The following is an 18,277-nucleotide window of genomic DNA, read 5'->3' as shown; positions in this document are numbered from 1 at the left end:
TCACCGGGACCCCGCTCACGAAACCCCCGCTGACCAGGACCCCGCCGCCTGAAAGACCCCCGCTCACGAAACCCCCGCTCACCAGGCCCTCACCGCCTGAAAGACCCTCGCTCACGGCACCCTCGCCAGTCCGCGCAGCGAGGCGTCGAGGACCTGGGCGGTGTGCGCCACGGGGACGGGTTCGGCGCCCCGGCGGCGGATCGCCGAGGCGATCTGCATGGTGCAGCCGGGGTTGGCCGAGACCAGCAGGTCGGCGCCGGTGGCGAGCACCCGTTCCGCCTTGCGGTCACCGAGGTCCCTCGCGGTCTCCGGTTGGAACAGGTTGTAGGTCCCCGCCGAGCCGCAGCAGATCGCCGACTCGGCGATCTCCCTCAGCTCCAGGCCGGGCACGCCCTCCAGGAGCTTGCGGGGCTCCGACCGTATTCCCTGGGCGTGGGCCAGGTGGCAGGCGTCGTGGTAGGCCACGGTGAGCGGCAGCGGATGCCGCTCGGCCACCGGGCCGAGCGCGACGAGATACTCCGCCAGGTCGACGGTCCTGATCGCCCGCGCCCTGTCCGCCCAGTCGCCGCCCTCGCCCTCGAGGATCTCCGCGTAGTCCTTCATCGTCGACCCGCAGCCGGCGGCGTTGACCACGATCGTGTCGACGCCCGCCCGCTCGAAGGTGGCGATCGTCCGCTTCGCGAACCGCAGGGCCTGCCTCTCCTGGCCGGAGTGCAGCGACAGCGCCCCGCAGCAGCCCTGCGAGGGCGGGATCACCACGTCGCAGCCCTCCATCGCGAGCACCCGGGCCGTGGCCTCGTTGACCTGCGGGAAGAACTCCCCCTGCACGCAGCCGGTGAGCATCCCGACCGTGGCCCTGCGCGACCCCCGCGCCGCGACCCTGCCCGGCAGCCGCACCCTGGCGGCGGCCGGGGGAGCGAGGTCGGCCATCGCCGCCAGGGACGGGTTGATCCGCTCCAGCCTCGGCGCGACCGCCCGGCGCAGCCCGGCGCTGAGCCGCAGCGGCAGCCGCATCGCCCGCAGCCGCCGGGGATAGGGGAACAGCTGGAAGACCAGCGCCCGCAGCGCCCTGTCGTCAGGTTCCCGCACGTGCACCCGCTCCACCTCGGCCCGGGTCTGCTCGATCAGCCGGTCGTACCTCACCCCGGACGGGCAGGCGGTCACGCACGCCATGCACCCCAGGCACGCGTCGAAGTGCCCGGCCATCTCCGGCGTCAGCGGCGTGCCCTCGACGTGCTGTTTCATCAGGTGGATCCGGCCGCGCGGGGAGTCCATCTCCTCGCCCCACAGGACGTACGTCGGGCACGAGGGCAGGCAGAACCCGCAGTGCACGCAGTCGTTGATCAGCTCAGGGTCCACGTCAGATCCCTCCCGCGAACCGGCCGGGGGACATCCTCCGGCCGGGGTCGAACCGTTCCTTGATCCGTCGCATCAGCGGCAGGGCGCCCGACGGGCCCCAGCGGTCGATCCCGCGGGCGAGGGCGGCGGGCGCGGCGAGCACCGTCAGCCCGCCGCCGAGCCGGCGGAGGTCGTCGCGCACCCCCGTCACGAACCCGGCGAACTCCGCCTCTCCGACATTTTCCGGCAGGGCGACCAGCAGGACCGCGGAGGCCACCGACCCGCGCACGCGCGCGGGCAGCCCGCGGGCGGCGACCGCCCGCAGCGCCGGGTACGCGGCGGCGGGCGGGACCCGCAGCTCCAGCAGCACCTCCTCGCCGGGCGGCGCCGTCCACCAGCCGGGCGCCTCGGTGGTGATCCGCGCGCTCCCGCACTCGTCCATCGTCTTGCGTACGGCCTCGGCCCGGGCGACGGCCGCCACCCCCTCGACGAGCGCGGACACGGTGGGCCCGCCGGTGAGGTCCGGCCAGTCCAGCTCGACGGCGCTCGGCTCGGCCTGCGAGGCCGCGAGCTCGGCGACCAGCGCGGACAGCGCGGCCTGCGCGGCCGGCGCGTCCCTCGCCTCGGGGGAACCCGGCCCGGCGGAGGCGGGCAGGTCCACGGTGACCCAGCGGCGGTCGGCGGGGATCGGGTGGAGGCGGAAGACGGCCTCGGTGATGACGCCGAGTGTGCCGTACGAGCCGGTGAAGAGCTTGCCCAGGTCGTAGCCCGCGACGTTCTTGACGACGGTGCCGCCCGAGGTGGCGATCGTGCCGTCGGCCAGCACGACCGTGATGCCGATCAGCAGGTCGCGGGCGGTGCCGTAGCGGAACCTGCGGGGCCCGGCGACCGCGGTGGCGAGCGTGCCGCCGACCGTGCCGGCGCCCAGCGGGGTGTCCAGGGCGAGTTCCTGCCGCGATCGCGAGAGCGTGTCGTTGAGGACGTCGAGGGGGAGCCCCGCGCCGGCCCGCGCCACGAGGTCGCCCGAGGAGTGCTTGACCCCCGACCCGGTCCCCAGGAGCAGGCAGCAGGTGTCGATCAGCAGGTCGCACCGTTCGGGAGGGTTTCCCCAGCCGAGCTTGGTGCCGTCTCCCACCGGGACCACGGCCAGGTCGTGCGCGGCCGAGACGCGCATCAGCGCGGCGACCTCCCCGGTGTTCTCCGGCAGGGCCACCCAGCGCGGCGGGACCCCGCCCACCGCGTCGTCGGCGGTCGCCTCCCTGATCGTCACGCCCGTCTCGCGCAGCGCCTCCAAGAGTGCTCCCATCAGAAGTGCTCCGCCTGTCCCGACTCGACCAGCGGGTGCACGCCCTTGCGGACCCCGGGGACCTCGCCGCACAGCCGGGGGGTCGGGAAGATCTTGCCCGGGTTCGACAGGCCGCGGGGGTCGAAGGCGCAGCGCACCAGCTGCATGGTGTTGAGATCGTCCTCGGAGAACATTTTGGTCATATATCGGGACTTGTCCACGCCGACGCCGTGCTCGCCGGTGATGGAGCCGCCGTGCTCGATGCACAGGTCGAGGATCCTCCCCGAGACGATCTCCGCCCTCTCGCCCGCGTCCGGCTCCGCGTCGTCGAACAGCACCAGCGGGTGCAGGTTGCCGTCACCGGCGTGGAAGACGTTCGCCACCCTGATGCCGTACTCGCGGGAGAGGGCGTCGATGCTCGCCAGCACCCCGGGCAGCGCGGTCCGGGGGACGACGCCGTCCTGGACGATGTAGGCGGGGCTGATCCGGCCCACCGCGGCGAACGCCGACTTGCGGCCCCGCCAGATCGCGGCCCGCTCCGCCGGGTCGTCGGCGACCCGTATCTCGAACGCGCCGCTCTCCCGGCAGAGCCGCGTCACCTCGCCGAACTGGTGCGCGACCTCCTCGGCGGGGCCGTCCAGCTCCACGATGAGCACCGCCCCCGCGCCCTCGGGATAGGCGCACGCCACGGCGGCCTCGGCCGCCTCGACGGCGAGGGCGTCCATCATCTCGATCGCGGCGGGCACGATGCCGCCGCCGATGATCGCCGACACCGCCTGCCCGCCCCGCTCGATGTCCTCGAACGCCGCGAGCAGCGTCGTGACGGACTCGGGCAGCCTGCTCAGCCGTACGACGACCTTGGTCGCGATGCCGAGGGTGCCCTCCGAGCCGACGAACGCGCCCAGCAGGTCGTAGCCGGGGTCGGTGTCGGAGAGCTCGACGATGTCGCCGTCGGGGGTGACGATCTCCAGGCCGACCACGTGGTTGACGGTGAAGCCGTACTTCAGGCAGTGCGCGCCGCCGGAGTTCTCCGCCACGTTGCCGCCGATCGTGCAGACCTGCTGGCTGGAGGGGTCGGGCGCGTAGTAGCGGCCCAGGTCGCGGACGGCCTCGGTGATCGCCAGGTTGGTGACCCCCGGCTCCACGGTCGCCCGCCGGTTCGGCAGGTCGACGGAGAGGATCCGCCGCATCTTCGAGGTCACGACCAGCACCCCGTCGGCCCGGGGCAGGGCGCCGCCCGACAGTCCCGTCCCGGCGCCCCTGGCCACGAACGGCAGGCCGTACTCGTTGCAGATCCTCACCACGGCCGCGACCTGCTCGGCGCTCTCGGGCAGCACCACGACGCCGGGGGTGACCCGGTGGTGGGTCAGCCCGTCGCACTCGTAGGTGCGCAGCCGTACGGGATCGGTGATGACCGACCCGGGGCCGAGGAGTTCCTCGAACCTGCGGGCCGGCTCGTCCAGGGTCTTCGTCGACATCGTTCCTCCTCCGGCGTGCCCGGCGGTCCGGCGCCGCCGGTGCCCGCCGGCCTCCATCGGCCGATCGAGGACGGCACCCTCGTCATCCTCGTCTCGAATTCTCGCTCAGCGCGGCGGCGCCGGCATTCTTGCCGTGCCTGGGGCCCTCGTCCACGAGACCGGCGAAGCGGGGCTCGCCGGCCGCCCGCTGCGACGCCCGGCAGTCGGGGGAGGGCGGCACGCGGACGGGTCCCGCCGGGGAGCGGCGGATGCGCAGGTGGAGCCGACCCTTGATCATCGTGATCAGGACGCCCCTGGCCCATCCCTCGTCCGCGGTCTTGCGCGCGTAGAACTCCCTGGTAGCCCTGTTGTCCAGCATATCCAGCAGGACGATGTGGTGACCCCAGGGAATCGGCCGCGCCGTCTGCGGGATGGAGTCGGGCCAGGCGGCCGCGAAGGCCCTCATGTAGAGGAGGTTGGTCCGCGAGTAGCCCATCGCCTCGGGGAACGCGCCGCGCAGGTCGGCCGAGAGCCGGGGTACCACCTTCCTGCCCCACTCGTCGTCCGGCTGCCGGTCGAGGATGTGGCGGCCGATCCGCCAGTACTGCCGGATCAGCTCGGTGTCGGTGGTGAGCAGTGCCACCCGCCCCCTGCTGCCGATGATCTCGCGCTTGACGGCGTCGAGCAGCGCTTCGTACCCGCCCTGGTCGGCTCCCTCGCCGTTCCTGTCATCGCTCATGCACGCAAAGTATCCACTCGGTCCGACGTCCGCATCCGCCCCCGGTGGCCGCCCGGAGTGAGGAATCCCCGCCAGGGGATGAGGATTCCTCACCGTCGGAATGGTCATGTCACGGCATACGCGCATACGCCGGGAGAGTAAGGAACTCCGCGAAGTCGTCGTCCAGGGCGACTTCCTTGAACAGGGCGGTGGCCTGGCCGTAGAGGGTCCCGTCGTAGCCGGGCTCCGCCTCGATCTTGGCGAGCTCCTCGTCGATGATCTTCTCGACCAGCTCCCTGGTCACCACGGCACCGGTGTCGGCGAGCTCGATGCCGTTGTGGATCCACTGCCAGATCTGGGAACGGGAGATCTCGGCGGTCGCCGCGTCCTCCATCAGGTTGTGGATCGCCACCGCGCCCTGCCCGCCCATCCAGGCGGCCAGGTAGCGCAGCGCCACGTCCACGTTGTTGCGCAGCCCCGCCTCGGTGATGTCGCCGGGGGTCTTGGAGACCGCGAGCAGGTCGGCGGCGGAGACGGAGACGTCCTCGCGCAGGCGGTGGAGCTGGTTCGGCCGGTCGTCGAGGACGGCGTCGAAGACGTCGCGGCAGATCGGCACGAGGTCGGGGTGCGCCACCCACGAGCCGTCGAAGCCGTCGCCGGACTCGCGGGTCTTGTCGGCGGTGACCTTCTCCAGGGCGACCTTGTTGACCTCGGGGTCGCGGCGGGAGGGGATGAACGCGGCCATCCCGCCGATGGCGTGGGCCCCGCGCCGGTGGCAGGTGCTGACCAGCAGCTCGGTGTAGGCGCGCATGAACGGGGCGGTCATCGTCACGGCGTTGCGCTCGGGCAGCAGGAACTCGCGGCCGCGGGTGCGGAACTTCTTGATCACGCTGAAGAGGTAGTCCCAGCGGCCCGCGTTGAGGCCCGCGCAGTGGTCGCGGAGCTCGTAGAGGATCTCCTCCATCTCGAACGCGGCCGGGTACGTCTCGATGAGCACCGTCGCCCGGATCGTCCCCTGGGGGATCTCGAGCAGTTCCTGGGCCCTGACGAAGACGTCGTTCCAGAGACGGGCCTCCAGGTGCGACTCGATCTTCGGCAGGTAGAAGTACGGGCCCTTGCCCTTGGCCATCTGCCGCTGCGCCGAGTGGAAGAAGTAGAGGCCGAAGTCGACGAGGGAGGCGGAGAACGGCCTGCCGTCGAGGGTGAGGTGCTTCTCGTCCAGGTGCCAGCCGCGGGGACGGACCACGATGGTGGCCAGCTCGGTGTCCGGCTTGAGGGCGTAGCTCTTCTCCCCGGCGGAGAAGTCCAGGGTCCGGTCGAGCGCGTCGCGCAGGTTGAGCTGGCCGCTGATGGTGTTCTCCCAGGTGGGGGCGTTGGCGTCCTCGAAGTCCGCCAGCCAGACCTTGGCACCCGAGTTCAGCGCGTTGATCGTCATCTTCCGGTCGACGGGGCCGGTGATCTCCACGCGGCGGTCCACCAGCCCGGGCGCGGGCGGGGCGACGTGCCACTCGGACTCGCGCACGTGCCTGGTCTCGGGCAGGAAGTCGAGGGTGCCGCCCGCCGACAGCTCCGCCTGGCGGGCCTGGCGGGCCTCCAGCAACTCCAGGCGCCGGCCGTCGAACTCGCGCTGGAGGGTGGCCACGAAGGCCAGTGCCTCCGGCGTGAGGATCTCGTCGAAACGGTCCTGGATGGGGCCGCCGATCTCCACACCGTCCATGAGTCCCTCTTTCCGTGCAATTTTCCGCAGCGTGGAAAAGTAATTCTGAATTGTGGAATCGACGCTACTTGAGGGTCGGTTGCGGGTCAAAGGCAGGGTCTTCCTCAGGGCTCGCTCGGGGAGTTCCCCGATGATCTGGGGGGCGTACTCGGACAGAGTGAGGTCAGCGCCCCCGGCAGCGGGGGAGCGGGCCGGTCGCACATGGGAAGCGAAGACTTCCCGGGAAATCGAGGGTTGAGCGCATGAGGAAGAACATGCTCGTCGCCGGAGCGGTCGTGGGGTCGGTGTTCGTGCTCTCGGGATGCGACTTCGCCCTCGACTTCCGCGAGCGGCAGCAGGAGGTCGTCTCCTACGACGTCACCGGCAAGCTGACGAACCTGGACGTCGCCACCGGCTCCGGCGACATCGTCGTCACAGAGTCGGACCGGACGGCCGTCCACGTGACCGAGACCATCCACTGGCGCGGCGACAAGCCCGCCCCCAGGCACCCGGTGGACGGCGGCACGCTCACCCTGCGCGACGACTGCCGCGGGAACTGCACGGTGGACTACAAGGTCGAGATCCCGCGGGGCCTCACGGCCAAGCTCGACACCGGTTCGGGCACCATCACGATGCGCGGGCTGACCGGGGAGGTGAACGCCGTGAGCGGCTCCGGCGACATCGAGGCCGGCGGCCTCACCTCCAAGCGGTTCACCGCCGAGACCGGCTCCGGCGACGTCGAGGCGAGATTCTCCGCCGCGCCCGAGGGGGTGCGGATCGAGACCGGGAGCGGCGACGTCGTCGCGTACCTTCCCCAGGGCGGCTACGACGTCACCGCCGAGACCGGCTCCGGCGACAAGGCCGTGGAGGTGACGAAGGACCCCGCCTCGCCCCGCAAGGTCACGCTGAAGACCGGCTCCGGTGACGCCCAGGTCCTGCTCCCCTGACGCCGCGGACCCGGGGCGTTCCCCGGCGCCCGATCGGGGCGCCCGCGTCCCGTGGGGACGAAGTGGTGATAACCAGGTGATGACGTAGGGGTTCCCGTGGCACCATCGGGGGGAAGAGACCCGGGGTGTTCGGGCGTTCACTCATATGAGAAGAACGCACAGGCACCAACCATCTGAATGGAGCGACGACATAGACACTCGTGAGCCGCTGGACATCGACCGATTCGACGACCTGCTCGACAACGGCGAGATGGATCTGGCCGAGCGCCAGGCACTCCGCCGGGTGGCGGGCCTCTCCACGGAGCTGGAAGACGTCACCGAGGTCGAATACCGCCAGCTGCGGCTTGAGCGGGTCGTCCTGGTCGGCGTCTGGACCTCCGGAACGGCGACCGACGCCGAGAACTCCCTCCTGGAGCTGAAGCTCCTCGCCGAGACCGCGGGTTCGGAAGTGCTGGAGGGTCTGATCCAGCGCCGGCAGAAGCCCGACACCGCGACCTACATCGGTTCGGGCAAGGCACAGGAGCTCGCCGACATCGTCTCCGCCACCGGCGCCGACACCGTGGTGTGCGACGGAGAGCTGAGCCCCGGCCAGCTCCGCCAGCTTGAGGAGATCGTCAAGGTCAAGGTCATCGACCGGACCATGCTGATCCTCGACATCTTCGCCCAGCACGCCAAGAGCCGCGAGGGCAAGGCGCAGGTCGAGCTCGCGCAGCTCAACTACCTGCTGCCGCGCCTGCGAGGCTGGGGTGGCAACCTGTCCCGCCAGGTCGGCGGCCGCGCCGCGGGCGGCGTCGGCATGGGCGGTCGCGGTCCCGGTGAGACCAAGATCGAGCTGGACCGCCGCCGGATCCGCGAGCGGATGGCCAAGCTGCGCCGCCAGATCGGCGGAATGACCACCGCCCGCGAGACCAAGCGCTCGCGGCGCACGCAGCGCGAGGTCCCCGCCGTGGCCATCGCCGGATACACCAACGCGGGCAAGTCCTCGCTGCTGAACCGGCTGACCGGCGCGGGAGTGCTGGTCGAGGACTCCCTGTTCGCCACGCTCGACCCGACGGTCCGCAGGGCGCACACGCCCGACGGCCGCCTGTTCACGCTGGCCGACACCGTCGGATTCGTCCGGCACCTGCCGCACCAGCTCGTCGAGGCGTTCCGCTCCACGCTGGAGGAGGTCGGCGACGCCGACCTGATCCTGCACGTGGTCGACGGCTCGCACCCCGACCCCGAGTCGCAGCTCGCCGCGGTGCGCGAGGTGATCGGCGACATCGAGGGCACCCGCGACATCCCCGAGATCGTGGTCATCAACAAGGCCGACGCCGCCGACCCGGTGGTGCTGGCCCAGCTGACCGCGAAGGAGAGTCGCACCGTCGTGGTCTCGGCCCGCACCGGTGCCGGGCTCGACGAGCTGAGGGCCGTGATCGAGCGGGAACTGCCCCGCTTCGACCAGGAGGTCAGGCTTCTCGTGCCGTACGATCGCGGCGACCTGATCTCCCGGGCGCACAAGGAGGGCGAGGTCCTCGGCGTCGAGCACACCGGGGACGGCACGGTCCTGCACGCCAGGGTCCTGCCCGGCCTCTTCGCCGAGCTGGAGAAGACCGCCAAGCCGGTCGAGACCGCCGTCTGACCCGCCCTTCCGGCACGCCGTACCGTCCCTCCGGGACGGTACGGCGAAGGGTTTGCGAGGGTTTCAGCGACGGGCCCCGCGGCGGAACATCACCAGCGCCACATCGTCCTCCCTGGCGCCGAACCGCTCGATCAGCCGGTCGCAGAAGACCTCCTGGTCCTCCTCCACCCGCTCCGCCAGGTGCCGCACGATCTCCAGGCTCTCGTCGAGCAGCTTGTCGCGGTCCTCGATGAGCCCGTCGGTGAACATCAGCACCGAGCCTCCCTCGGGGACGTTCACCCGGTCGACCCGGTAGGTCTCCGCGGCCACCCCCAGCAGGAGATTGCCCAGGCGGTGATAGCCGGCCTGGTCGTCCGCGATGAACAGGGGCGGGATGTGCCCCGCGTTCGCGATCTCCATCTCCCCGGTCTCCGGGTCGAGCAGGAGCAGGCACACGGTGGCGGTCATGCCGGGGTGGTAGCGCCGCAGCACCTCGTTGAGCAGCGCCATCGACGCGCCGAGGTCCGAGGTGCCGATGACGGAGGCGCGCAGCGCGTGGCGCAGCTCCGCCATGACGGTGGCGGCCAGCAGCGAGTGTCCCTGGACGTCGCCGATGGCGATGAGCACCCGCGGGCCCATCCGCAGGACCTCGTAGAAGTCACCGCCGACCTCGACGTTGTCGACCGCCGGCTGATACCGCCAGCTGATCGCGAGCCCGGGGACCTCGGGGATCCGCGTCGGCAGCAGGCTGCGCTGCAGGGTGAGGGCGATCGCGTGCTCCTCGGCGTACGCCCGCAGCGCGTCGACGGCGAGGGCGAGGGCCTGACCGAGCTGGCGCAGCACGTTGGACTCGTCGGCGTCGAGTGGCGATGTCCCCTCCACCCCGAGGTAGACGGGAGGCCTGCCCAGCTTGGTGCGGCAGACCACGGCCGATACGTTGCCGCTGAGCGTCGCGTCGGGCATCAGCTTCAGCCACTCGGCGACCGGCACCGCGAAGACCTGCGTACCGGCGGCGGCGCCCAGGGACATCGCGCTCAGCCCGGGCAGCGTGTCCGGCGCCGCGACCTTGGCGACGGAGGCCTCCGAGGGGAAGGCGGAGAACCTGCGGGTCCGGCCGTCGGGGGGCAGGGCGAGCGTGCCCGCCTGCCTGCCCAGGATCCGTGAGGTTCCCTCGACGGCCGTGGCGAGGAGCTCGTCGAACGTCTCGGCGGAGTTCATCGAGAGCGTGACCTCGGTGAGGGTGGCCAGCCGCAGGGCCATCAGCTCGGCCCGCTTCCGGGCGCGGTAGTAGCGCAGCGTGGCCTCGACCGTCGCGGCGAACTCGTCCGGTTCGACCGGCTCCGCCAGGTAGGCGTCGGCCCCGCGTTCGAGGCCCTGCGCCCGGTCGGCCGGGGTTATCGCGGCCCCGGAGATCTGGATGACCGGGATGGAGGACGTCGCCGGGTCCGCCTTGATCTGCTCGCAGACCTCGTAGCCGCTGATGTCGGGCAGCCGCACGTCCAGGACCACGAGGTCCGGCCGCAGCTCCCTGACCTTGAGGAGCGCCTCCACGCCGCCGGTGGCCTGCACGACCCTGTGCCCCGAGCGTCGCAGCCAGCTCGACAGGATGTACAGCTTGGTCGGGGTGTCGTCCACGACGAGTACCGTCGCCCCGTTGTCACCCATCGGCGTGTCCGAGGGCGCTTCCGATGGCCTCCAGAAGGGTGTCGCGGCGGAGCCCCTGCTTGGAGATCATCATGTGTGCCCTCTCCGGGACCTGGCGCGACGTGGCGACGGTCACGACGACCACCGGAACCTCGCGCAACCGCTCGTCGTCCGACATCCGCAACATCAGCGCGGTGCCGTCGAGGCGGGGCATCAGCAGGTCCACCAGCGCGAGGTCGGGCGGGTTCTCCGTCATCATCTCCAGGGCCATCAGCCCGTCGGAGGCCTCGTCGACGTGCGCGGCGAACCCGGTGAGCATCCGGCGTACGGTGGCGCGGAACTCCTCGTCGTCGTCCACGACGAGCACCCGGCCGACCACGGGAGTCCCGTCGTGCCGGTAGGGCAGCCTCAGGGTGGCCGTGGTGCCGGACCCGGCGACGCTGGCCAGGTGCAGCGCGCCGCCCAGCGCCTCCGCCAGCCGCCGGGCGTACGGCAGGCCGAGCCCGGTTCCCTTGCTCCGTACCTGGATCGGCCCGGGAACCTGGAAGAACTCCTCGAAGACGCGTTCCAGGTGCTCCTCGGGCACGCCTATTCCGGTGTCGGTCACGGTGAAGACCAGATCCTGGGTGTTCGCGTCGAGGTTCACCTCCAGCTTGACCTCGCCGCGCTCGGTGAACTTCAGCCCGTTGGAGAGAAGGTTGCGCAGGATCCGGGTGAGCATCACCTCGTCCACCAGCATCTCCGGCGGCGCCTGCGAGACCTCCATCGTGAGCGTCACCCCGTCGTCGCCGGTGGTGGGGTGCAGCGTCATGCGCAGCCGCTCGGCCAGGGCCATCAGATCGACCATGGAGGGCTGGGGATCGAGTCTTCCCGCCTCGGCCTTCGCCATGTCGAGCAACTCGCTCACCAGTGACAGCAGCGTCTCCGCCGAGGAGCCGATGAGGTTGATCTGGTGGAGCTGCTCGGCGGCCAGCGGATCCCCGCCCGGTCCCACCAGCAGGCGGACCAGGCCGATGATCGAGTTGAGGGGGGTGCGCAGCTCGTGGCTGACGGTGGTCCAGAACCTGTTCTTCGCGTCGCTCGCCACCCGGAGCTGCGCGGACTTCTCGTCCAGCTCGGCGTAGAGCGCCACGACGCCGCGGTTGGTCTCCTCCAGTTCCTCGGACAGCTGGTTGTAGAGCGCCAGCACCCCCTGGTTGGTCTCCTGCAGCTCGGTGTTGAGCTGCAGGACCTCCTCCAGGGTCTCGGCGAGCTCGCTGTTCTGCCTGCGCAGCTCGTCGAGGGCGGTGGTGGGCGCCGAAGCGGCGATCCTGGCGCGGATCTCCTCCGCCGAGAGTCTCGGCTTGCGGCCCTGCGGGAGCCGTTTGACCATGCTTATTCTTCCCTCGGCGGGATCGAGCTCGATGAGGTCGACGAGACGCCCCGCCAGCGTCACGCCGTCCGAAGGACGGAAGTCGGTTTTCGCCGAGAAGTCGACCGCGACGAGCAGGGCGTCCCGCTCCAGCCGGAAGGAGACGGAGACGTCGGCGCCCGCCTCGACGAACTCCCTGCCGATCTCGCTCAGCGCGGTGGCCACCCGGATCTGGTCCTGGGCCTCCAGCCCCACGCTCTCCGCCACCTCACGACCCAGCTTGCGCATGGCGAAGACGTCCTGGTCGTCCTGGACGTGGATCCGGATCAGCTCGTCCCCGGTCATACGCCCGGCCTGACGGCGACCACGCAGGCGTCGTCCCTGCGGGTCCCGGCATCGCGCAGCAGCGTGCCGGCGACGACGGAGGGGAGGCGCGTGACGAGCCCGGGATAGGAGGTGATGTCCCAGCGTTCGGTCAGGCCGTCGGAGTGGAGCAGGACGACGCTGTGCCGGGGCAGCGCGTACTCGTACTGGCGCAGGGTCCTGGCCTTGTGCCCGGCGATGCCCGGGACGGAGATCATTCCCTGGCGGCCGTCGTTGTGGGCGATCCACGCGGAGACGTTGCCGAGGCCGGCGAAGCTCACCGTGCCCGCGGCGCCGTCGACGCGGGCCACGGCGACCGCGCCGCCCCTGGTGTGGCCGAGGCCGGCGTGGATGCGCTCCAGGACGGTGACCGGGGCGAGGCCGGCGTGCCGCAGGAACAGCCGTACCGCCTCCTGGGAGGCCTGCGCGGCCGCGGGGCCGTGGCCGAGGCCGTCGCAGAGCATCACGGTCGTCGTGGTGCCCTCCTCGATGATCACGAACGCGTCGCCGCAGACGGTCTCCTCGCCGATCGGGCGGGTCAGGCCGCTCACCCGGCACGCAGGACGCGGGGCGCCCTGCGCGACGAAGTACATGCCGAGCACGGTGCCCCGGTCGGGTATCGAGTGAACCTCGTACCCGCTGGCCATCCGGGCGATGCCGCCCAGCCCGATGCCGAGGGTCCCGGTGGTGGAGTAGCCGTCGCGCAGGGCGCGCGAGACGTCCCGCATCCCCGGCCCCCGGTCGATCGCGAGGACCTCCACGGCCGAGTCCAGCTCCGGATGCGGGCGGATCAGCACGACCCCCTCGGTCGCGTGCTTGACCAGGTTCGACGCGGCCTCGCTCACCGCGACGGCGACCCGCCCGGTGTCCTCCTCGCTGAACCCGCGGATCTCCGCGAGCGTCACGGCGGTACGGCGGAGCGCGCCGATCGCGCTGGCGTCCTCCGCCCGTACCCAGGTGTCGTGCTGGGAGTGGATCAGCGCGCCCATTTCGTCACCGTGATCAACGTGCCCTCACCGGGAGTCGATTCCAGGTCGAACTCGTCGACCAGGCGGCGGGAGCCGCTGAGGCCGAGGCCGAGGCCTCCGCCGGTCGTCCACCCATCGGTCAGCGCCTGCTCGATGTCCGGGATGCCGGGCCCGTTGTCGCTGAACACCATCCGCAGGCCCCGCCGCATGCCCTTGTGGACGACCTCGACGCGCACCTGCCCGCCTCCCGCGTAGACCAGGGCGTTGCGGGCCAGCTCGCTGGCCGCGGTCACCACCTTGGTCTGGTCGACCAGGGACAGGCCCACGTTCACGGCGACGGTCCTGACGTGCTGGCGGACCAGCACGACGTCGCCGTTGACGTTGATGGGCAACTCCTCCACGGTCGTCACCAGGCGGCCGTGGAGGGTTGGGAGCTCTCGATCTGGTTCAGCATCGCGACGCCCTTCTCGAGGTTGAGCGCCGTGCGCACGCCGCCGAGGGAGAGGCCGAGCTCGACGAGGGTGATCGCCACGGCCGGGCGCATGCCGACGACGATCGTCTCGGCGTCGAGCATGCGGGAGATCGCCGCGATGGTGGCCAGCATCCGGCCGATGAAGGAGTCGACGATCTCCACGGCGGTGATGTCGATGATCACCCCGCGCGCGCCGGTCTCGACCACCCTCTCCGACAGGTCCTCCTGGAGCGCGAGCACGCTCATGTCCTGCAGGTCGATCTGGATGGAGACGATCAGGATGTCGCCGAGCTTGAGGATGGGGACACGATCCATCAGCTCTCCACCGTCCGTACCGCGATGCGCGACTCCGCGCCCTTGACGAATTTGACCCCGCTCGCCCGCAGCGTGTGGGCCAGCGCGTCGGCGAGGGTGGCCTTGGTCACGATGTCGCCGAACTCGATGCCGAGGGTGACGATGGTGTGGGCGATCTGCGGGCGGATGCCGGAGATCACGCACTCGGCGCCCATCAGCCGGGCCGCCACCACGGTTTTGAGCAGGTGCTGGGCGACCTCGGTGTCGACGGCGGGCACCCCCGTGATGTCGATGACCGCGTGCTCGGAGCCGGTGTCGACGAGCGTCTGCAGCAGCTTCTCCATGACGACCTGGGTTCGGGCCGAGTCGAGCGTGCCGACCAGGGGCACCGCGACGATGCCTTCCCAGAGCTTGACCACCGGGGTGGACAGCTCGAGCAGCTGTTCCGCCTGATCGATGATGATCTTCTCCCTGGCCGCCGCGTAGCTCTCCATGGTGAAGAGCCCGAGGTCGTCGATTACCCGGGAGAACCAGATGAAACCTCGCACGGCCTCCGGAGAGCCGTCCTCCTCGACGATCTCGTAGAGCGCCTCTTTCAGGCCGAACACCACGACCGCGGTCTCGGTCGGGGTGAAACCCTGGCGGGCGCGGTCACGGGAGAGCTCGGCGAGCAGGCCGCGCAGGTCGCTGAGGTCGCCGGAGTCGCTGAACGCCTGGCGCAGCGCCTGGTATAGCTCGCCCAGCTGGTCGGACAGACCTCCGCGATCCGTCTGGTTGCCGGTGCCGCCGGTGGGCGAACGGGCGATCTCAAGCCAGCGCTTGAGGACGCGCGCTTCGTGCTCCTGGAAAAGTTCTTCGATGCGACGCCGACCGGCGTCCGCGTGGACGGACAAGGCAACTCCCATGCGTACGACCTGGAGACAACTCGCACGAAAGGCTACATGGCACGTTCTGCTTGCGACCTTTTTCAGGAGCCGGGTGAGCCGCTTGTCGCCAGAGCTTCAGAAGAGTGAGCGACCGGGTCGGGCGGCCGGTGCGGCCGTATCACATCACGTGCGTCGCGGGTGATCTCAGGGTGCGGCGCCGTGCCGCGCGCGGAGCCCGGGAAGATCGCGGGTGAGCGCAGGGGCCGCACGGGGACTACGGGAGGGCCTTGGGGGCCGCAGCGGGCTGTAGGGGCCTCATAGGGGGCCTCGGATAGGGGGCCCCGGAGGGATAGGGAGCCTCAGAGGGAGGAGGGCCGAGGGAGCGTGAGCCTTGCGGATGTCAGCCTAGAGTGGTGGCGAACGGCGTTTCAATGGTGAAACTTGCACCGGGAGGCCTGAGGTGGCTGCAATACAAGAGGGCGAAAACGTACAAAAGCCTCAAAAGTGACAGTGGTCGCCCAAGGTTTGGATTGCTACCATAAGGCAAATCTAGCGAGATGTTATGACGCAAGTTGCTCTGGTGACTACTGTTACGGGCGATGAAGAAGTAGTCTGAGCTGTGGAAAGTTGCTCAACGCCACGCGTGATCGTCGAGCCGACTGGTGAGGTGCGATCGCGGAGGGGCGGCGTTCTTCCCAATTAGCCTGTACAGCGGGCCGACTTGTGAAATAACGTAACTGAACTGAAATCGCCCGATCATGATCTCGGCGATACCGTCGCCGCACAGCGGATACGCGGATGAGAGCAGGAGACCCCCCGATGCCGTCCGGACTCACAGCGGGCTTGAAGGGCACGGTGCCCGGCGACGTCCGGGGCGGCTCGCCCCGTCCGGCTGCGGTCCTCCTCCAGGTGTCTTCCCCTGAACACAAGGCGGTGATGCGATGACGGTCCGCCTCCTGACCAACATCGGCCGGCTCTGGACCGGAAACGACGTGTTCAGCAACGCGGCGATCCTCGTCCACAACGACCGGATCGCCTGGGTCGGCCGCGCCGCGGATCTTCCGCAGAGCGTGCCGGGTGTCGTCGACGACATCGTCGACGTCGACCATGTCGAGAACCTGGGCGGCGCGCTGGTCACTCCCGGCCTGATCGACGCGCACACCCATCCGGTCTACGCGGGAAACCGCTACGCCGAGATGGCGATGCGCTCCAGCGGTTCCACCCCCTCCGCGATCACCGCGGCGGGCGGCGGCATCGGCTCCACCGTGACGGTCACCCGCGGCACCGACCCCGGACGCTCTGCAACGGCGTCCGCGAGCGGCTCCGCGACTGGCTGCTCAGCGGCACCACCACCATCGAGGCCAAGACCGGCTACCACCTCACCCGTGACGGCGAGCTGGCCGACGTGCGACTCCTGCGCGAGCTGGAGAAAGAGCCGATGATGCCGCGGGTGCACGTGACCTTCATGGCCGCGCACGTCGTCCCGCCCGAATACTTCGGCCGCCAGCGCGACTACGTCGAGGCCGTGGGCGCCTGGTGCGCCGACGCCGCCGCGGCGGGAGCCGACGGTGTCGACGTCTACTGCGACGAGGGCCACTTCACCGCGGAGGAGGCCCGCTGGGTGCTGGCCTCCGGACGCAACGTCGGCCTGCTGCCCCGCCTGCACGCGGGCGCCTACACCCGGCGCGGCGCCGTCCAGCTCGCCGCCGAACTCGGCTGCGCCTCCGCCGACCTGCTCCACCACACCACCGACGAGGACATCGCGATCCTGGCCCGCTACGGCGTCCCCGCCGTGGTCTGTCCCGGGACCGCCCTCCAGCGTGGCAGCCTGCCCCCGGTCCGCCGGATGCTCGCCCAGGGGGTCACGGTGGCCCTCGGCAGTGACCACAACCCGGGCCACTGCGGCATCACCTCGATGTCCCTGGTCATCAGCCTCGCCGTCGCGGCCTTCGGCATGAGCGTCGGCGACGCCCTCCGAGCCGCCACCCTCGGTGGTGCCACGGTCCTCGGCGCCCCCGATCGCGGCGTTCTCGCCCCCGGCCGCCTGGCCGACATCGTCCAGTGGGACGCCGACCACGAGGGCGCCTTCGCCTGGGCCTTCGGCCTCAAGCCCCGCAGGGTCTGGCGCGGCGGCACCCCCGTCCAGTAGGTCTCTCCTTCCGGAGGTTCCGCTCCCGGAACCCTCGCCCGCCGGATCCCCGCTTCCGGCGGGCCACTCCCCTCGGACGGCCGTTTCTCTCGCGCTCTCGGCTTCCCGCCGTTCGCGAAGGGCTCCTCGTCGTTCACCAGGGAAGTCGTTCACCTGGGGAAAAGGCCGGTCCCGTCTCCTTCGCGTGATCTCCACCACGTAACCTCTGGGCATGTCTCCACCGGTCGCCGTCGTCACGGACTCCACCGCCTACCTCCCGCCTGAGGAGATCTCCCGCCGGGGAATCGTCGTGGTGCCGCTCCAGATGATCGTGGGAGGCAGACCGCTCGACGACATGCCGCGGATCGAGGGTGCGAGCATGGGCGACATACTGCGGGAACGGGGCCAGGTGACGACCTCCATGCCCGCCCCGCGCCGCTTCACGGACGCCTACAACGAGGCGGCGGCCCGGGGCGCGACCGGCATCGTCTCCATCCACCTGTCAGCGGAGATGTCCGGTACGGTCGAGGCCGCCCGGGCGGGGGCCGAGCATTCCCCCGTCCCGGTCGACGTCGTCGACAGCAGGTCCATCGCCATGGGCCTCGGGTTCCCCGTCCTCGCCGCCGCGAGCGCCGCCGCGGCGGGCGCGACACGGACCGAGGTGGCGGACGCCGCCCGCCGCCGCGCGGAGTCGGTGCGCAGCTTCTTCTACGTCGACACCCTGGAGTATCTCCGCAGGGGAGGCCGGATCGGCGCGGCGGAGACCCTCCTCGGATCGGCGCTGATGATCAAGCCGATCCTGCACATCTCCGACGGCGCGATCGTTCCTCTGGAGAAGGTCCGCACGGCGAGCCGAGCCATCGCCCGCCTCGAAGACCTCGCGGTCGAGGCCGCGGGCACGGGCCCGGTGGAGGTCGCCGTCCAGCACCTCGCCGCCCGGTCCCGCGCGGACACCCTGGCCGCACGACTGCACCGGCGCATTCCCGCCCTTGCCAGGGTCATCGTCGTCGAGGTCGGCCCGGTGATCGGCGCGCACGTCGGTCCAGGCATGCTCGGCATCACCGTCTCCGCGGGCGAGCCCCTGGTGTCCACCGATCCGTGAGGCCCGGCTTTGTGCCGGGCTTCTTGCCCGGATTCGGTGCTCCGCTGC

Annotated in this window: 14 protein-coding genes and 1 pseudogene; 4 read left to right on the top strand and 11 right to left on the bottom strand. The window is 70.8% G+C overall.

The genetic code is table 11. From position 1 onward, the window contains the following. Window positions 1-111: 111 nt before the first annotated feature. The 5 genes from AB0F88_RS04830 to aceB form a co-directional block, all read right to left on the bottom strand. Window positions 112-1,359 (bottom strand): heterodisulfide reductase-related iron-sulfur binding cluster, encoded by a 1,248-nt coding sequence (locus AB0F88_RS04830; RefSeq protein WP_362677396.1) that lies wholly within the window; start codon window positions 1,357-1,359, stop codon window positions 112-114. Between the two features lies 1 nt (window position 1,360). Next, a complete protein-coding gene (locus tag AB0F88_RS04825; RefSeq protein ID WP_362677394.1) occupies window positions 1,361-2,644 on the bottom strand; it encodes an FAD-binding oxidoreductase in 1,284 nt (427 codons plus the stop codon). Continuing rightward, complete coding sequence (locus AB0F88_RS04820; protein WP_362677392.1) at window positions 2,644-4,101, bottom strand: FAD-linked oxidase C-terminal domain-containing protein; 1,458 nt, start codon at window positions 4,099-4,101, stop codon at window positions 2,644-2,646. Before AB0F88_RS04820 ends, AB0F88_RS04825 begins: the two co-directional genes overlap by 1 nt. Before the next feature lie 82 nt (window positions 4,102-4,183). Continuing rightward, complete coding sequence (locus AB0F88_RS04815; RefSeq protein ID WP_362677390.1) at window positions 4,184-4,819, bottom strand: DUF1016 N-terminal domain-containing protein; 636 nt, start codon at window positions 4,817-4,819, stop codon at window positions 4,184-4,186. Window positions 4,820-4,928: 109 nt separating this feature from the next. Beyond that, window positions 4,929-6,515 carry a malate synthase A gene (gene aceB / locus AB0F88_RS04810; RefSeq protein WP_362677388.1) on the bottom strand — a complete coding sequence of 529 codons (1,587 nt, stop codon included), beginning with the start codon at window positions 6,513-6,515 and terminating at the stop codon, window positions 4,929-4,931. Window positions 6,516-6,757: 242 nt separating this feature from the next. On the opposite strand from aceB, the gene AB0F88_RS04805 reads away from it, so the two are divergent. Both AB0F88_RS04805 and hflX read left to right on the top strand, forming a co-directional pair. Next, window positions 6,758-7,441 carry a DUF4097 family beta strand repeat-containing protein gene (locus AB0F88_RS04805; RefSeq protein ID WP_362677386.1) on the top strand — a complete coding sequence of 228 codons (684 nt, stop codon included), beginning with the start codon at window positions 6,758-6,760 and terminating at the stop codon, window positions 7,439-7,441. Window positions 7,442-7,691: 250 nt separating this feature from the next. Beyond that, window positions 7,692-9,062 carry a GTPase HflX gene (gene hflX / locus AB0F88_RS04800; protein WP_362677954.1) on the top strand — a complete coding sequence of 457 codons (1,371 nt, stop codon included), beginning with the start codon at window positions 7,692-7,694 and terminating at the stop codon, window positions 9,060-9,062. 63 nt (window positions 9,063-9,125) lie between these two features. On the opposite strand, the gene AB0F88_RS04795 is transcribed toward hflX, so the two are convergent. Genes AB0F88_RS04795 through AB0F88_RS04770 form a run of 6 tightly spaced genes read right to left on the bottom strand, consistent with a single transcriptional unit; the run spans window position 9,126 to window position 15,038 of the window. Continuing rightward, window positions 9,126-10,706, bottom strand: coding sequence for a SpoIIE family protein phosphatase (locus AB0F88_RS04795; RefSeq protein ID WP_362677384.1), 1,581 nt, complete (start codon window positions 10,704-10,706; stop codon window positions 9,126-9,128). Continuing rightward, window positions 10,699-12,381, bottom strand: coding sequence for an ATP-binding protein (locus tag AB0F88_RS04790; RefSeq protein ID WP_362677382.1), 1,683 nt, complete (start codon window positions 12,379-12,381; stop codon window positions 10,699-10,701). The genes AB0F88_RS04795 and AB0F88_RS04790 overlap by 8 nt, the downstream gene beginning before the upstream one ends. Then, window positions 12,378-13,388 (bottom strand): SpoIIE family protein phosphatase, encoded by a 1,011-nt coding sequence (locus AB0F88_RS04785; protein ID WP_362677380.1) that lies wholly within the window; start codon window positions 13,386-13,388, stop codon window positions 12,378-12,380. Before AB0F88_RS04785 ends, AB0F88_RS04790 begins: the two co-directional genes overlap by 4 nt. Beyond that, window positions 13,376-13,777 (bottom strand): anti-sigma regulatory factor, encoded by a 402-nt coding sequence (locus tag AB0F88_RS04780; protein WP_362677378.1) that lies wholly within the window; start codon window positions 13,775-13,777, stop codon window positions 13,376-13,378. The genes AB0F88_RS04785 and AB0F88_RS04780 overlap by 13 nt, the downstream gene beginning before the upstream one ends. After that, window positions 13,774-14,154, bottom strand: coding sequence for an STAS domain-containing protein (locus tag AB0F88_RS04775; protein ID WP_362677376.1), 381 nt, complete (start codon window positions 14,152-14,154; stop codon window positions 13,774-13,776). Before AB0F88_RS04775 ends, AB0F88_RS04780 begins: the two co-directional genes overlap by 4 nt. After that, a complete protein-coding gene (locus tag AB0F88_RS04770) occupies window positions 14,154-15,038 on the bottom strand; it encodes an STAS domain-containing protein (protein WP_362677375.1) in 885 nt (294 codons plus the stop codon). Before AB0F88_RS04770 ends, AB0F88_RS04775 begins: the two co-directional genes overlap by 1 nt. 902 nt (window positions 15,039-15,940) lie before the next feature. Here AB0F88_RS04770 and hutI point away from each other — a divergent pair. Together hutI and AB0F88_RS04760 are read left to right on the top strand one after the other, a co-directional pair. Then, window positions 15,941-17,148, top strand: a pseudogene (gene hutI, locus AB0F88_RS04765) (imidazolonepropionase). Between the two features lie 211 nt (window positions 17,149-17,359). Beyond that, window positions 17,360-18,229, top strand: coding sequence for a DegV family protein (locus tag AB0F88_RS04760; RefSeq protein WP_362677373.1), 870 nt, complete (start codon window positions 17,360-17,362; stop codon window positions 18,227-18,229). Window positions 18,230-18,277: the final 48 nt, after the last annotated feature.

Source organism: Streptosporangium sp. NPDC023963 (assembly GCF_040639135.1).
Classification (GTDB): Bacteria; Actinomycetota; Actinomycetes; order Streptosporangiales; family Streptosporangiaceae; genus Streptosporangium.
Note: the sequence above shows the minus strand (reverse complement) of the source record. Positions and strands in the feature narration are given on the sequence as shown.

Coding starts and splice junctions, on each gene's coding strand:
- AB0F88_RS04825 (WP_362677394.1), bottom strand. CDS start 2,644: ATGGGAGCACTCTTGGAGGCGCTGCGCGAGACGGGCGTGACGATCAGG.
- AB0F88_RS04820 (WP_362677392.1), bottom strand. CDS start 4,101: ATGTCGACGAAGACCCTGGACGAGCCGGCCCGCAGGTTCGAGGAACTC.
- AB0F88_RS04815 (WP_362677390.1), bottom strand. CDS start 4,819: ATGAGCGATGACAGGAACGGCGAGGGAGCCGACCAGGGCGGGTACGAA.
- aceB (WP_362677388.1), bottom strand. CDS start 6,515: ATGGACGGTGTGGAGATCGGCGGCCCCATCCAGGACCGTTTCGACGAG.
- AB0F88_RS04805 (WP_362677386.1), top strand. CDS start 6,758: ATGAGGAAGAACATGCTCGTCGCCGGAGCGGTCGTGGGGTCGGTGTTC.
- hflX (WP_362677954.1), top strand. CDS start 7,692: ATGGATCTGGCCGAGCGCCAGGCACTCCGCCGGGTGGCGGGCCTCTCC.
- AB0F88_RS04795 (WP_362677384.1), bottom strand. CDS start 10,706: ATGGGTGACAACGGGGCGACGGTACTCGTCGTGGACGACACCCCGACC.
- AB0F88_RS04790 (WP_362677382.1), bottom strand. CDS start 12,381: ATGACCGGGGACGAGCTGATCCGGATCCACGTCCAGGACGACCAGGAC.
- AB0F88_RS04785 (WP_362677380.1), bottom strand. CDS start 13,388: ATGGGCGCGCTGATCCACTCCCAGCACGACACCTGGGTACGGGCGGAG.
- AB0F88_RS04775 (WP_362677376.1), bottom strand. CDS start 14,154: ATGGATCGTGTCCCCATCCTCAAGCTCGGCGACATCCTGATCGTCTCC.
- AB0F88_RS04770 (WP_362677375.1), bottom strand. CDS start 15,038: ATGGGAGTTGCCTTGTCCGTCCACGCGGACGCCGGTCGGCGTCGCATC.
- AB0F88_RS04760 (WP_362677373.1), top strand. CDS start 17,360: ATGTCTCCACCGGTCGCCGTCGTCACGGACTCCACCGCCTACCTCCCG.